This window comes from Streptomyces sp. NBC_00988, from assembly GCF_045162645.1.
Lineage (GTDB): Bacteria > Actinomycetota > Actinomycetes > Streptomycetales > Streptomycetaceae > Streptomyces.
In genome coordinates this window covers 10,214,570-10,227,657 of the sequence record NZ_CP108730.1, presented here as the reverse complement: position 1 = coordinate 10,227,657, position 13,088 = coordinate 10,214,570, and the positions used below count along the sequence as shown (strand labels likewise).

General features: G+C 71.6%; 11 protein-coding genes. 4 read left to right on the top strand and 7 right to left on the bottom strand.

What is annotated here, in order from left to right; translation table 11 throughout:
* Positions 1-36 precede the first annotated feature (36 nt).
* Positions 37-759, top strand: a complete 723-nt coding sequence (locus tag OG496_RS46240; RefSeq protein ID WP_405975150.1) for a MerR family transcriptional regulator — start codon at positions 37-39, stop codon at positions 757-759.
* On the opposite strand, the gene OG496_RS46235 is transcribed toward OG496_RS46240, so the two are convergent.
* Entirely contained in the window at positions 745-1,470 is a 726-nt protein-coding gene (locus OG496_RS46235) for an SDR family NAD(P)-dependent oxidoreductase (protein WP_405975149.1), read from the bottom strand. The two genes, OG496_RS46240 and OG496_RS46235, sit on opposite strands and share 15 nt — an antisense overlap.
* Positions 1,471-1,605: 135 nt before the next feature.
* On the opposite strand from OG496_RS46235, the gene OG496_RS46230 reads away from it, so the two are divergent.
* The 3 genes from OG496_RS46230 to OG496_RS46220 all read left to right on the top strand — a co-directional run bounded on the left by OG496_RS46230 (position 1,606) and on the right by OG496_RS46220 (position 5,309).
* Entirely contained in the window at positions 1,606-2,676 is a 1,071-nt protein-coding gene (locus OG496_RS46230) for an ABC transporter permease (RefSeq protein ID WP_405975148.1), read from the top strand.
* A gap of 67 nt (positions 2,677-2,743) precedes the next feature.
* Positions 2,744-3,805 (top strand): sugar ABC transporter substrate-binding protein, encoded by a 1,062-nt coding sequence (locus OG496_RS46225; protein WP_405975147.1) that lies wholly within the window; start codon positions 2,744-2,746, stop codon positions 3,803-3,805.
* Position 3,806: 1 nt separating this feature from the next.
* Positions 3,807-5,309, top strand: a complete 1,503-nt coding sequence (locus tag OG496_RS46220) for a sugar ABC transporter ATP-binding protein (protein WP_405975146.1) — start codon at positions 3,807-3,809, stop codon at positions 5,307-5,309.
* 17 nt (positions 5,310-5,326) lie between these two features.
* Here the strand turns inward: OG496_RS46220 and OG496_RS46215 are convergent, their stop codons facing one another.
* From OG496_RS46215 to OG496_RS46190, 6 genes are all read right to left on the bottom strand, one after another.
* Entirely contained in the window at positions 5,327-6,067 is a 741-nt protein-coding gene (locus OG496_RS46215; protein ID WP_366492073.1) for an IclR family transcriptional regulator, read from the bottom strand.
* A 97-nt stretch (positions 6,068-6,164) separates the two neighbouring features.
* Complete coding sequence (locus OG496_RS46210) at positions 6,165-7,796, bottom strand: thiamine pyrophosphate-binding protein (RefSeq protein ID WP_405975145.1); 1,632 nt, start codon at positions 7,794-7,796, stop codon at positions 6,165-6,167.
* 99 nt (positions 7,797-7,895) lie between these two features.
* A complete protein-coding gene (locus tag OG496_RS46205; protein ID WP_405975144.1) occupies positions 7,896-10,073 on the bottom strand; it encodes a 3-hydroxyacyl-CoA dehydrogenase NAD-binding domain-containing protein in 2,178 nt (725 codons plus the stop codon).
* Positions 10,074-10,113: 40 nt separating this feature from the next.
* Positions 10,114-11,328, bottom strand: coding sequence for an acetyl-CoA C-acetyltransferase (locus tag OG496_RS46200; RefSeq protein WP_405975143.1), 1,215 nt, complete (start codon positions 11,326-11,328; stop codon positions 10,114-10,116).
* A gap of 24 nt (positions 11,329-11,352) precedes the next feature.
* Complete coding sequence (locus OG496_RS46195; RefSeq protein WP_405975142.1) at positions 11,353-12,522, bottom strand: CaiB/BaiF CoA transferase family protein; 1,170 nt, start codon at positions 12,520-12,522, stop codon at positions 11,353-11,355.
* A 108-nt stretch (positions 12,523-12,630) separates the two neighbouring features.
* The gene (locus tag OG496_RS46190) at positions 12,631-13,020 is read right to left on the bottom strand and encodes an MmcQ/YjbR family DNA-binding protein (RefSeq protein ID WP_405975141.1); all 390 of its coding nucleotides are present in this window, start codon (positions 13,018-13,020) and stop codon (positions 12,631-12,633) included.
* Positions 13,021-13,088: the final 68 nt, after the last annotated feature.

The window sequence follows — 13,088 nt, the reverse complement described above, 5'->3', positions numbered from 1 at the left end:
TTTCACAGCATTGGTGAGACAGCGATACTGCTGCGTATGACGACCGACACCGAGGAGCCGACGCTCACGATCGACGAACTGGCCGCGCGGGCCGGTACCACAGTCCGCACGGTCCGGTTCTACAGCACCAAGGGGCTACTCCCGCCGCCGGTGATCGGGGCGCGGCGGGTCGGGCACTACGGGCAGGGGCATCTGTCGCGGCTCGCGCTGATCGAGGAGTTGCAGCACCAGGGTATGACGCTGGCGGCGATCGAGCGCTATCTGGGGCAGCTGCCGCCGGACCTCAGCGCGCACGACCTCGCTCTCCACCGCGCGGTGGTGGCGTCGTGGGCGCCGGACGCGGTGGAGACCCTGGACCGCGCGGAGTTGGGGCGGCGGGCGGGCCGGGCGCTGAGCGAGGAGGACGTGGAGCGGCTCGTCGCGATGGGCGTGGTCGGGCTCGACGGGGCCTCCTACCGCGTCGACTCCGGTCTGCTGCGGCTCGGCGTGCGACTCCTCGACGTACCGGTCTCGCAGGAGGCGATCCTCGCGTCCCGGAACATCCTGATCGAGCACTCCCGCGCGGCGGCCCACGAGTTGTCGCAGGTGTTCCGCGGGGAGGTCTCCCAACGCGCCGCGCAGGACGTGAAGTCGCTGTCCGCGCACATGCAACCCCTGGTCGTACAGGCTCTTCTGACGGCCTTTCAGCGGTCGCTGCGGGAGGAGCTCCGTGAGTGGCTCAAGGGGCCGGAGGGGCCGCAGGAGTCAGAGGAAGGCTGAGCCGCCCGACACGTTCAGCGTCTGCCCGGTCAGGAACCCGCTGCCCTCGTCGACGACGTACAGCAGCGTCGAGATCAGATCCGACGGCTCCTGCGTGCGCGGGACGACCTGACCGTCGCGGACGTGCTCGAAGCCACCGTCCGCGCCGACCGTCCGCTCGGCCGTCGCGGTGCGCACCATGCTGGGCGCGATCGCGTTGACGGTGATGCCGTACGGCCCGAGCGCCGCGGCGAGTGACCTGGTGAAGCCGATCAGGCCCATCTTCGAGGCGACGTACGGCACCATCGTGGGCGGCGCGGTGAGGACGGCGGCCGAGACGATGTTGACGACACGGCCCCAGCCGGCGGCCTTCAGATACGGCAGGACCGCGCGGGTCAGCAGGAACGGCGCCTCCAGGTTGACGCGCATGATCCGGCGCCATTCCTCGGGCGTGACCTCCTCGAAGGGGCACGAGGGGTAGACACCGGCGTTGTTGACGAGGATGTGCAGGGTGCCGAACTCCTCGACGACGCGGTCCAACGCCCCCTGGATCTGGCCCTCGTCGGTGACGTCCCCGATCAACTCCACGTAGCCCGGCACCCTTTCGGCGGTCTCCGGCTGTGCGACGAGGTCGAGTCCGGCGACCCGGCAGCCGTGCCCGGCGAGCGCGACGGCGAACTCCCGCCCGAGGCCCTGTGCCGCTCCGGTCACCAGGGCGGTACGTGTCTCCATGGGGCGAGTGTGATGACCCGTCAGGCGCACGGCAAGAGCGCATTCCACTCGCTGAAACGCCTCGGTTGCCGCTCACGCCCGGTGGGCCCACCCTGCGTGACGACCCCAGCACCAGCCGTACGGGAGCCGTGCCCGATGACCGAGACCGAGCGTGCCGTGGACGACGCCGAGCGCGCCCGCGAACAGGGCGGCGGGCGGGGCCGGTTGACGCGCTGGTGGAGTCGACTCACGCCGTCTGCGCGTCGGTTGGAGCCGGTGCCGCGTCGGTGGGTCCGGGACGAGTTCGGTGTGCTGCTCGTGCTGGGGTTGCTGATCGCCGGAATCGGCATCCCCTACCCGGACTTCCTCGACACGAACAACCTCCTCTCCACCGCCCACAACTCCGTCTACATCTCGCTGATGGCATGCGGCATGGTGTTCGCGCTGTCGATGCGCGAGGTCGATCTGTCCGTCGGTGGGACCTACGCGATGTGCCTGGTCGTCGGGGCGTTGCTGATCCGGGACGGCACCCCGCCCTGGCTCGCGGTGCCGGTGATGCTGGTCACCGGGATCGGGCTGGGGGTGTTCAACGCCCTGGTGACGACGCTGCTGGCGCTGCCGTCGTTCATCGTGACGCTGGGCACGCTGATGCTCTTCCGGGGTGTCGGGCTGGCGCTGGCCGACGGCAAGCAGATCACCGATCTCCCCCTGGACAACTCGTTCTTCACCTTCGCGGGCGGTGATCCGGGCGGGGTGCCGTTCGCGCTGTGGGTGCTGCTCGCCGTGATCGTCGTGCTGGCGGTCGTGCTGTCCCGGACGCGCTTCGGGGCCCGGGTGCGGGCGATCGGGTCCAACCCCGACGCCGCCGCGTTCAGCGGCATCCCGGTCGTCCGCACCCGCGTCCAGGCGCTGGCCCTCTCCGGCCTCACCACCGCGTGCGCCGCCGTCCTCGCGCTCGCCTTCTACGGCGCCGGGGACCCGACTCTGGGACAGGGCTACGAGTTGCAGGCGATCGCCGCGTGCATCATCGGCGGCACTCCGCTGGCCGGGGGACGCGGCTCGGTGGTCGGGGCGGTGGCCGGGGCGATGATCCTGTCGGTCGTCGCCTCCGGCCTGGTGTTCTTCGAAGTACCCATCAACTGGACGTCGTTCGCGACCGGCGGGGTGATCCTCGTCGCCGTCGCGGCCGACAGCGCGCTGCGCCGCACGGGACGCCGTCGCCAGTGAAGTCTCCCCGTCGTCCACGTCGCCCTGTCGTCAAGTCCCCCTGTGGTCCAGCCTTTTGGAGGCCGTGATGCACTCCCGTTCGCGTACCTGGTCCGCGGCGCTCGGCGCCCTGGTCCTGCTAGCCACCGCAGGCTGCGGCAGCGGTTCCGGCGGCGGCAACGGCAAGCTGAAGATGGGTATTTCGGTCGCCAACATCTCCCTGAACTTCGCCCACGAGATGGTGCTGGGCGCGCAGAGCGCGGCGAGCCACGCGGGGAAGGTCGACTTCAAGGCCGTAGGACCGCCCAACACGGACGGGCCCGCCGAGGTGCAGCTGTTCCAGAACCTCACCGCCGTCGCCAAGGACGGCATCGTCCTGGAGAACCTCGATCCGCCGATCTTCACCCGGCCCGCCGCACGCGCCGTCGACCAGGGCATCCCGATCGTCGCCCTGGACACCTCTCCCACCGACGGCAGCAAGGTCAACTTCTATGTGGGGAACGACAATTACGCGCTCGGCGAGCTGATGGCCAAGGAGGCGCTGAAGCGGCTCGGCAGCAGCCCGAAGGGCCAGATCGTGATCGGCGTGCCCAACCCGGGAACGCCGGTGCTCGACAACCGGGCCAAGGGCATCTCCGACACGTTCAAGAAGGAGGCGCCCGGCGTCAAGGTCCTCGGCCCCTTCCAGACGTACAGCGATCCCGGCCAGAACTACAGCGCCTGGTCCGCGCAGGTGAACGCGCACCCGGACGCGCTCGCCTTCCTCGGCGTCGGTGACGCCGACAGCTACAACCTCGCCAAGATCAAGAAGGCCGAGAACGGAAAGTGGCTGACGGCCGGCTTCGACGTCGACCCGAAGACCCTGGACGCGGTGAAGGACGGCTCGAACTTCGTCACCATCGACCCGCAGCACTTCCTGAAGGGCTATCTGTCCACGGCGATGCTGATCGAGGCCGTGCGCGACAAGAAGGGCAAGCTGCCCGACGGTTGGTTCCTGTCACCCGGCGGGGTCGTCGACTCGTCCAACATCGACGACATCATCGCCCGGCAGAAGTCGGCGCAGGCAGCGTACGACTGGTACAAGCCGACGATCGACAAGCTCCTCGGCGACGAGGCGGCCAACCTCAAGCCGCTGAAGGACGCGCGCTGAGATGACTCACGACGACGTCCTCGTGGCGGAGGAGCTGGTCAAGTCCTATGGCGGGGTACGGGCGTTGAACGGGGCGTCGATCCGGCTGCGCGGCGGTGAGGTGCACGCGCTGGTCGGTGAGAACGGCGCCGGGAAGTCGACGCTGGTACGCATCCTGTCGGGGATCCTGGCGGCGGACGGCGGGACGGTGCGGTCCGCCGAGGACACCCGGATCGCCGTCGTCTCCCAGGAGTTGAGCCTCTTCCCGGATCTCACCGTGCGGGAGAACCTCTTCCCGCAGCATCCGCCCCGGCGCCTGGGCCTGTTGGACCGGAGCGCCATGGACCGGGCGGCCCGACCGGTCCTCGCGGAACTCGGCCTGGATGTGGACCTCCGCACGGAACTGGGCGAACTGCCCCTCGCAGACCAGCAGTTGACGGAGATCGCACGAGCCCTGCTACGACGCCCCAAGCTGCTGATCCTCGACGAACCCACGTCGGCGCTCCCGGCCGCCGCCGTCGACCGCCTCGACCATGTCCTGCGCACGCTCACCGACCGGGGCATCGCCGTCCTGTACGTCTCCCACTTCCTGGACGAGGTGATGCGCTTCGCGCAGCGCGTGACGGTCCTGCGGGACGGGCGGGTCGTCCTGGCGGGTGTGGAGCGGGCCGAGGTCGACGTGCCGGAGCTGGTGTCGGCGATGCTGGGCGGCCGGCCGGAGCAACCGCCGCGCCGGGTACGGTCCTTGGCGGACCGGCCGCCGCCGGTGGTGCTGTCCCGGGTGAGCGTCGACGGGCGGCTGACCGACGTGACCTTCACCGTGCGGGCGGGTGAGGTGGTCGGGGTCGCCGGGCTGCAGGGCGCGGGCCATCTCGACGCGCTGGCGGTGGTGTGCGGGCGTACGGCGATCTCCGCGGGCCGGGTGGACGTCGGCGGCCGGGGGCTGCCGCGCTCGCTGCGGGGCGCGGTGCGCGCGGGCGTCGCCTTCGTGCCGAGCGACCGCAAGCGGTACGGGCTGATGGTGGACCGCACGGTGTGGGAGAACGCCACGGCGGTCAGCTGGCTGGCCCTGGGCCGGGGCGGGATCGCCCCCTCCCGGTCCGAACTGGTGCGCCGCACCGCTGAGTTGACCGAGCGGCTGCGGCTGCGCGGCGGGCCGTACGACCTGGTCGCCCGACTGTCCGGCGGCAACCAGCAGAAGGTCGTCTTCGCCAAGTGGCTCGCGACCGAACCGAAGATCGTCGTCCTGGACGATCCGACCCGGGGTGTCGACGTCGGCGTACGCGCCGAGATGCACCGCATCGTCGGCGAGTTGGCGGCGGGCGGCGCGGCCGTCCTGATCGCGTCGACCGACCTCGCGGAGCTGACGGAGGTGTGCGACCGGGTGCTGGTGTTCGTGCGCGGGCGGGTCACCGAGGAGGTGCGCGGGGAGCGGTTGACCGAGCACGGGCTGGCGGCGGCGATGCAGCGGACGAACGGGGCGGGAGCTTCAGGAGCCGGGGCCAACTCCCCTGCTGACCGCTGAACTTCGGCCCCAGCCCGTCAGTCGGAGAGCATGCGCGTGATCGCCCGCGCCGCCGCGCACAGGCGTGCCCCGATGCGGTCCACGTCCAGGCGGCGGGTACCGCCGGTGACGGAGATCGCGGCGATCGGGCCGAGGCCGCGGTCATGGGCGTAGACGGGGGCCGCGACCGCCGAGATGCCGATCTCGGCCTCCTCCAGGTTCACGCCGTAGCCGCGGGCCCGGGTCAGGGCGAGGTCGCGGGCGAGCTGGCCGGGGAGGACCAGGGTGCGCGGGGTGAGGCGGGCCAGGGTGCGGCGGGGCGGGCGCGGGTCCTGCGCGAGGAAGACCTTGCCGGTGGCGGTGCAGTGGGCCGGCAGCCGGCCGCCGGTGCGGGAGACGATCGGGGTGGCGCGGCGGCCGGTGATCTTCTCCAGGAAGAGGGTGTCGGTGCCGTCCGGGACGGCCAGGTGCACGTTCTCGTGGGTCGCCTCGTGCAGGTCGCCCAGATAGGGCAGCGCCACCGTGCGCAACTCCCGTACGGACGGCGCCGACTGGCCGAGGACGAAGAGGGCGAGCCCGATGCGGTAGCTGCCTTCGGGGGTGCGCTCGACCAGACCGAGCCGGACCAGTTCGCCGATCAGCCGGTGCGCCGTCGGCTTGGGCAGCCCGGTGCGCAGGGCCAGTTCGGCGAGGGAGAGCGCGGTCTCGGCGTCGCCGCAGGCGCGCAGCAGCAACACCCCGCGTGCGAGTACCGACTTCGGCAGCGGCCCGTCCGTCATGGACCGATGGTGGTCGCTGTCGCGCACGGGTGACAAGGTGTCGGTGACGGTCAGTCAGGAACCGCAATCGAAGCGGTACCTCGTCGAGTTCACGGCGTCACGACGGTCGAAGCGGTACGTCCACGAGCAGCGGCCGGGTCAACTCGTCTGCCCCGGCGACCAGTTCACGCAGGTGGTCGGCGCTGTCCGCGCGTACCGCGTCGACCCCGAAGAACCGCGCCGCCCGGGTGAAGTCCAGGTCCCCCAGTTCGGTTCCGGGGCACCTGCCCTTGCCGCCCATCGCCTGGTACGTGTCCTGGAGGGTGCGGTAGCTGCCGTTGCCCATCACCACGAACAACACCGGGACTTGCTGCCGTGCCGCGCTCCACAGCCCCTGGAGTCCGAACAGCGCGCAGCCGTCCCCGAGGACCGAGACGACGGGCCGCCCGGGTGCGGCGAGCGAGCGGCCGACGGCGGCGCCGATGCCCCAGCCCAGGCCGCCGCCGACGGCGTGGGTGTAGCTGCCGGGACGGTCGAGGCGTAGCAGCCGGCGGAGCAACAGGCCGACGGTGATGGCCTCTTCGACGACCACGGCGTCCGGCGGCAGGCCGCGTGCGACGGCGTGGGCGGCGGCCCACGGTGCGAGCGGTGCCGTCGAGTAGGCGGCGTGCGCTGCGGACTCGGCACGGTCCCGATCAGCGGTGTGCCGCTCACCGGCGCGCAGCATGCGCGCCTTGGCGGTGTGGTCGGGGACCTGCTCGCGCAGCAGCTCGGCGAGCCGGTGGAGCGAGGGCGCGAGGGCGCCGACGAGCCCGGCGTCGGCGGGGAAGTTGCGGCCGATCTCGTCGGCGTCCGAGTCGAGCTGGACGACGGTGATGCCGGGCGGCAGGGCGGGCCCGGGGCTGTAGTGGTGGGGTGTGAAGGCGTGGGCTCCGACGATGAGGACGGTGTCGTACGACGACAGCGTGTCCCGGATCGCGTCGTGGCGGGGCGGCAGCATGCCGGCGTAAAGGGGGTGCGTGGCAGGGAAGTTGAGACAGTCCGCCATCGGCTGGTGGTAGACCGTCGCCCCGCAGGCCTCCGCCGTGCGGACGAGCGCCGCCACCGCGTCCTCGCGGCCCGCTCCGTCCCCGGCGACGATCACGGGGCGCGCGGCACCGCCGAGCAGTACGGCGGCCCGGTCGAGCCCTGCGGCGGGCCCCTGGCGTGGCGGGGCGGTGCGGGCGGGGACCTCGACCTCGGTGTCCTCGGCGAGGAGGTCCATGGGGAGGGACAGGAACACCGGCCCGGCGGGCGGCCGTTGGGACTGGGCGAAGGCGCGGCGCAGGGCGAGGGGCAGGTCGCGGGCGTGCTGGATGTCGTACGTGGCCTTCACCGCGGGCCTCGCGAGGCCGAGCAGGTCGCCGGAGAGCATGGGGTCCTGCTGGAGGTGGCGGCGGTCCTGCTGGCCGGCCGTGACGACGAGCGGGGTGCGTGAGCGGCGGGCGTTGAGAAGGCCGATGAGGCCGTTGGCGAGTCCGGCGGCGATGTGCAGGCTGACGAACGCGGGGCGGCCGGTGCCGCGCGCGTAGCCGTCGGCCATGGAGACGACGGCGCCCTCGTGGACGCCGAGGACGTACTCGGGGGCGTTCTCGGCCTCCGACAGGGCGGCCAGGAACGGGAGTTCGGTGGTGCCGGGGTTGCCGAAGATCCGGTCCACGCCCTCGCCGCGCAGGACGTCGAGGAGGGCGAGGGCGGGACGGTATCCCATGGGGGCTCCTCGGGGGGACGGGACCGGTGACCGGTTCGCCGGTCAGCGTCGGGGTCCCGTCCCCACGAGGGCAAGGGCAGCGTGTCGCTCAGCGACACGTCAGCGCGCGTCGCTGAACCGCTCCCCCTTCTCCGCCTTCTCCACGAGCAGCGCGGGCGGCGTGAACCGCTCCCCGTAGCGCTCGGCGAGCGCACGCGCGCGTGCTACGAAGCCGGGCAGGCCGCCCTCGTAGCCGTTGATGTACTGCAGGACGCCGCCGGTCCAGCCGGGGAAGCCGATGCCGAAGATGGACCCGATGTTGGCGTCGGCGACTGACGTCAGCACGCCCTCTTCAAGGAGCTTGACGGTGTCGAGGGCCTCGGAGAAGAGCATGCGTTCCTGCATGTCTTCGAAGGGGATCTCGGCGCCCTCGCGCGTGAAGTGCTCGCGCAGGCCCGGCCACAGACCGGCACGCTTGCCGTTCTCGTCGTAGTCGTAGAAGCCCGCGCCGCCGCTGCGCCCGGTGCGGCCGAACTCGTCGACCATGCGGTCGATGACGGCCTCGGCGGGGTGGCCTGGCCAGGTGCCGCCCGCCTCCTCGACGGCGCGCTTGGACTCGTTGCGGATCTTGCGCGGGAGCGTGAGCGTCAACTCGTCCATGAGGGAAAGGACCTTGGCCGGGTAGCCGGCCTGCGCGGCGGCCTGTTCGATGGACGCGGGCTCGATGCCCTCGCCTACCATCGCGACACCCTCGTTGATGAACTGGCCGATCACCCGTGAGGTGAAGAAGCCGCGCGAGTCGTTGACGACGATCGGGGTCTTCTTGATCTGCCGGACCAGGTCGAAGGCGCGGGCGAGGGCCTCGTCGCCGGTGCGCTCGCCCTTGATGATCTCGACGAGGGGCATCTTGTCGACCGGCGAGAAGAAGTGCAGCCCGATGAAGTCGCCCTGGCGCTCGACGCCTTCGGCGAGGGCGGTGATGGGGAGGGTGGAGGTGTTGGAGCAGAGCAGCGCGTCGGGCTCGACGATGTGCTGGATCTCCTGGAACACCTTGTGCTTGAGGGAGGTGTCCTCGAAGACGGCCTCGATCACCGCGTCGCAGCCCGCGAGTTGCTGGGGGTCGGCGGTGGGGGTGATGCGGGCGAGCAGCGCGTCCGCCTTCTCCTGGGTCGTACGGCCGCGGGAGACGGCCTTCGCGCAGAGCTTCTCGGAGTAGGCCTTGCCCTTGGCCGCCGCCTCCGGAGTCACGTCCTTGAGGACGACGTCGATGCCCGCGCGGGCGCACGAGTAGGCGATGCCCGCGCCCATCATCCCGGCGCCGAGGACGGCGACCTTGCGGACCGGGCGGGAGGGGATGCCCTGGGGGCGGTTGGCGCCGGAGTTGACGGCCTGGAGGTCGAAGAAGAACGCCTGGATCATGTTCTTCGAGGTCTGCCCGACCGCCAGCTCGACGAAGTAGCGGGTCTCGATGACCTGCGCGGTCTCGAAGTCGACCTGGGCGCCCTCGACGGCGGCGGCGAGGATGTTGCGCGGGGCCGGGTAGGGCGCGCCGTTGGTCTGCTTGCGCAGGGTGGCCGGGAACGCGGGCAGGTTGGCCGCGAACTTGGGGTTCGCCGGGGTGCCGCCAGGGATGCGGTAGCCGGGCTTGTCCCAGGGCTGCTGCGACTGCGGGTTGGCGTCGATGAAGGCGCGGGCCTTGGCGATCAACTCGTCCGGGGTGGTGGCCACTTCGTGGACGAGGCCGTTCTCCTGGGCGCGCCGCGGGCTGTACTGGGTGCCCTGGAGGAGCACCTTCAGCAGGGCGTCGGCGATGCCGAGCAGCCGTACCGTACGGACGACTCCGCCGCCTCCGGGGAGCAGGCCGAGGGTGACCTCCGGGCAGCCGATCTTGGAGCCGGGCGCGTCGAGGGCGACCCGGTGGTGGCAGGCGAGGGCGATCTCGTAACCGCCGCCCAGGGCCGCGCCGTTGATCGCGGCGACGACCGGCTTGCCGAGGGTCTCGATGCGGCGCAGGTTCCGCTTGATGGCGAGGCCGCCGTCGAAGAACTCCTGGGCGGTGTCCGGGGTGACACGGATGAGGTCGCGCAGGTCGCCGCCGGCGAAGAAGGTCTTCTTGGCGGAGGTGACGATGATGCCGCGGATGGAGTCCCGCTCGGCCTCCAGGCGGTCGGCGATCACGGTGAGGGAGTCGCGGAAGGCCGCGTTCATGGTGTTCGCGGACTGGTCGGGGTCGTCGAGGACGAGGGTGACGATCCCGGTGTCGTCCTGTTCCCAGCGGATGGTGGTGCTCTCGGTCATGAGGGGTTCTCCGTAGAAGTCTCTGCTGCCGCTGGGGTGTTCAGACGCGTTCGACGATCGTGGCGATGCCCATGCCGCCGCCGACGCACAGCGTGGCGAGGCCGTAGCGCTTGTCCTGGCGCTCCAGTTCGTCGACGAGCGTGCCGAGGATGATCGCTCCGGTGGCGCCGAGCGGGTGGCCGAGTGCGATGGCGCCGCCGTTGACGTTGACCTTGTCCAGGGACAGGCCCATGTCGCGTACGAAGCGCAGGACGACCGCGGCGAAGGCCTCGTTGATCTCGACGAGGTCGATGTCGTCGATGGTCAGCCCGGCCCGGGCGAGGGCCTTGCGGGTGGCGGGCGCGGGCCCGGTGAGCATGATGGTCGGCTCGGAGCCGGAGACGGCCGCGGAGACGATCCGCGCGCGCGGGGTGAGGCCGTAGCGCTCGCCGATCTCCTTGGAGCCGATGGCGACGAGGGAGGCGCCGTCGACGATGCCGGAGGAGTTGCCCGCGTGGTGGACGTGGTCGATCTTCTCGACCCAGTGGTACTTCTGCAGGGCCACGGCGTCGAAGCCGCCGAGTTCGCCGATGTCCGCGAAGGACGGCTTGAGCCGGGCGAGGGAGTCGGCGGTGGTGCCGGGGCGCAGGTGCTCGTCCTGGTCGAGGACGACGAGGCCGCTGCGGTCCAGGACCGGGACGACGGACCGGTCGAAGCGGCCCTCCTTCCAGGCGGTGGCCGCCCGCTCCTGCGAGAGCGCCGCGTACTCGTCCACGTCGCGCCGCGAGAATCCCTCGATCGTGGCGATCAGGTCGGCGCCGATGCCCTGGGGCACGAAGTTGACGGCGAGGTTCGTCATCGGGTCGTTGAACCAGGCGCCGCCGTCCGAGGCCATCGGTACCCGGGACATCGACTCGACACCACCGGCGAGGACGAGGTCCTCCCAGCCCGAACGCACCTTGGCGGCGGCCATGTTGACGGCTTCGAGGCCCGAGGCACAGAAGCGGTTCTCCTGTACGCCGGCCACCGTGTCCGGCAGTCCGGCGGCCACGGCGGCGATCCGGGCGATGTCGGAACCCTGGTCGCCGACCGGGCCGACGACGCCGAGCACGATGTCGTCGATCGCGGCCGGATCCAGGTCCGGGAAGCGGTCACGGAGTTCGTGGATGAGTCCGACGACCAGGTCGATGGGCTTCGTCCCGTGCAGGGATCCGTTGGCCTTGCCGCGCCCGCGCGGGGTGCGGATCGCGTCGTAGACATACGCTTCGGTGCTCACTGCCAAGCCTTTCACTGAGGGTGTTCACAGACTCGCCGAGGGGTGTCCTCGCTGAGGGTCGTCAACAGCGTCGAGAAGTCCGGGGAGTTCCCAGTCCCGGGCCACGTCGGACGTGTCCGCGCCGGGCCGGGCGGGCCCGCCGCGCACCGAGGTGGGCGTCGCGGAGAACCGGGGTGCGGGGGCGGGCTGGGTGATCCCGCCGTGCTCGGTGAAGGTGCCGCGCGCGGCGAGGTGCGGATGGTGCGGGGCCTCGCGCAACGACAGCACGGGCGCCACGCACGCGTCCGTGCCCGCGAAGACGGCGGTCCACTCGTCGCGCGTACGGCTCCGGAAGCGGGCCGCGACCGCCTCGCGCAGCTCGCCCCAGCGGGTCCAGTCCCGGCGGGCGTCGGCGAAGTCCGCGAGGCCGAGCAGGTGCACGAACTCGTCGTAGAACCGCGGCTCCAGGGCGCCCACCGCCATGTGCTTGCCGTCGGCGGTCTCGTAGGTGCCGTAGTACGGGCAGCCGCCGTCGAGGAGGTTGGCGGCCCGGCGGTCCTGCCAGCTGCCGGCCGCGAGCATGCCGTGGATCATCGCGGAGAGGTGGGCGGTGCCGTCGACGATGGCCGCGTCGACGACCTGGCCGGTGCCGGTCACGCGCGCGTGGTGCAGGGCCGCGAGGACGCCGACGACGAGGTAGAGCGCGCCGCCCGCGTAGTCGCCGAGCAGGTTGGCGGGGACGGGCGGGGGCTCCCCGGGGGACCCGATCATGCCGAGGGTGCCGGTGAGCGCGATGTACGCGATGTCGTGCCCGGCGCGCTCGGCGAGGGGGCCGTCCTGACCCCATCCGGTCATCCGGCCGTAGACGAGGCGCGGGTTGCGGGCGTGGCAGGGCCCGGGGCCCACGCCGAGGCGCTCGGTGACGCCCGGGCGGTTGCCCTCGATGAGGATGTCGGCGCGTTCGACGAGGTCGAGCACGCGCGCGGGGCCGTCCGGCGCCTTCAGGTCGACGAGAACCGAGCGCTTGTTGCGGTTGGTGATGTCGTACTCCGGGTTGACCCCGAGTGCGACGCCGCCGGGCCGGTCGACGCGGACGACGTCGGCGCCCAGGTCGGCGAGGAGCATGGCCGCGAAGGGGCCGGGGCCGATCCCGGCCAGCTCGACCACGCGCACGCCGGAGAGCGGGCCGTGCCCGGGCGTCGTTGCCGCTGTCATCCAGCCCCCAGCTGTGACACAACTGATGTAACACCAGAGATGATAAGAACGCGTTCCACTCAAAAACAAGGCCTGGGCGAGCAAGCGCTTAGCCAAGTTACCCACCCGTCAGCCGCGGTCCTCCGCGTCCAGCTCGGCTATCAGGCGCTTCGGGGCGATCGCGCGGTAGCTCTCCTCCACCCAGTCGCACAGCAGCTCGGCGGCCGGAGCGCCCTGCTCGGCGAGCGGGACGCGCACCCAGCCGGCCTTGCCGAGGCCGTAACCGGCGGGCTCGGCGCCGGGTGCGGTGAGCGCGTGGGCATGGGCCGCCTCGTCCGTGAGCTTGACCGTCATGGCGAGCGGATAGCTGCCGTCGTCGACGCCGAGGAAGACGAACACCTTCTTGTTGACCTTCGCGACGCTCTCACCCCAGGGGAACTCCTCAGCGGCGCCGGGCAGCCCGAGGGCGAACTCGCGTACTTTCGCCCACTTCTTCAGGGCGTTCCTGGGCACGGCCACCTGATACCTCCGGGCTCGTCGTCGGGCACCGCACTCTTCACGCTAGCCTCAGCCACCGACAGCGGCGC

Coding starts and splice junctions, on each gene's coding strand:
- OG496_RS46240 (WP_405975150.1), top strand. CDS start 37: ATGACGACCGACACCGAGGAGCCGACGCTCACGATCGACGAACTGGCC.
- OG496_RS46235 (WP_405975149.1), bottom strand. CDS start 1,470: ATGGAGACACGTACCGCCCTGGTGACCGGAGCGGCACAGGGCCTCGGG.
- OG496_RS46230 (WP_405975148.1), top strand. CDS start 1,606: ATGACCGAGACCGAGCGTGCCGTGGACGACGCCGAGCGCGCCCGCGAA.
- OG496_RS46225 (WP_405975147.1), top strand. CDS start 2,744: ATGCACTCCCGTTCGCGTACCTGGTCCGCGGCGCTCGGCGCCCTGGTC.
- OG496_RS46220 (WP_405975146.1), top strand. CDS start 3,807: ATGACTCACGACGACGTCCTCGTGGCGGAGGAGCTGGTCAAGTCCTAT.
- OG496_RS46215 (WP_366492073.1), bottom strand. CDS start 6,067: ATGACGGACGGGCCGCTGCCGAAGTCGGTACTCGCACGCGGGGTGTTG.
- OG496_RS46210 (WP_405975145.1), bottom strand. CDS start 7,796: ATGGGATACCGTCCCGCCCTCGCCCTCCTCGACGTCCTGCGCGGCGAG.
- OG496_RS46205 (WP_405975144.1), bottom strand. CDS start 10,073: ATGACCGAGAGCACCACCATCCGCTGGGAACAGGACGACACCGGGATC.
- OG496_RS46195 (WP_405975142.1), bottom strand. CDS start 12,522: ATGACAGCGGCAACGACGCCCGGGCACGGCCCGCTCTCCGGCGTGCGC.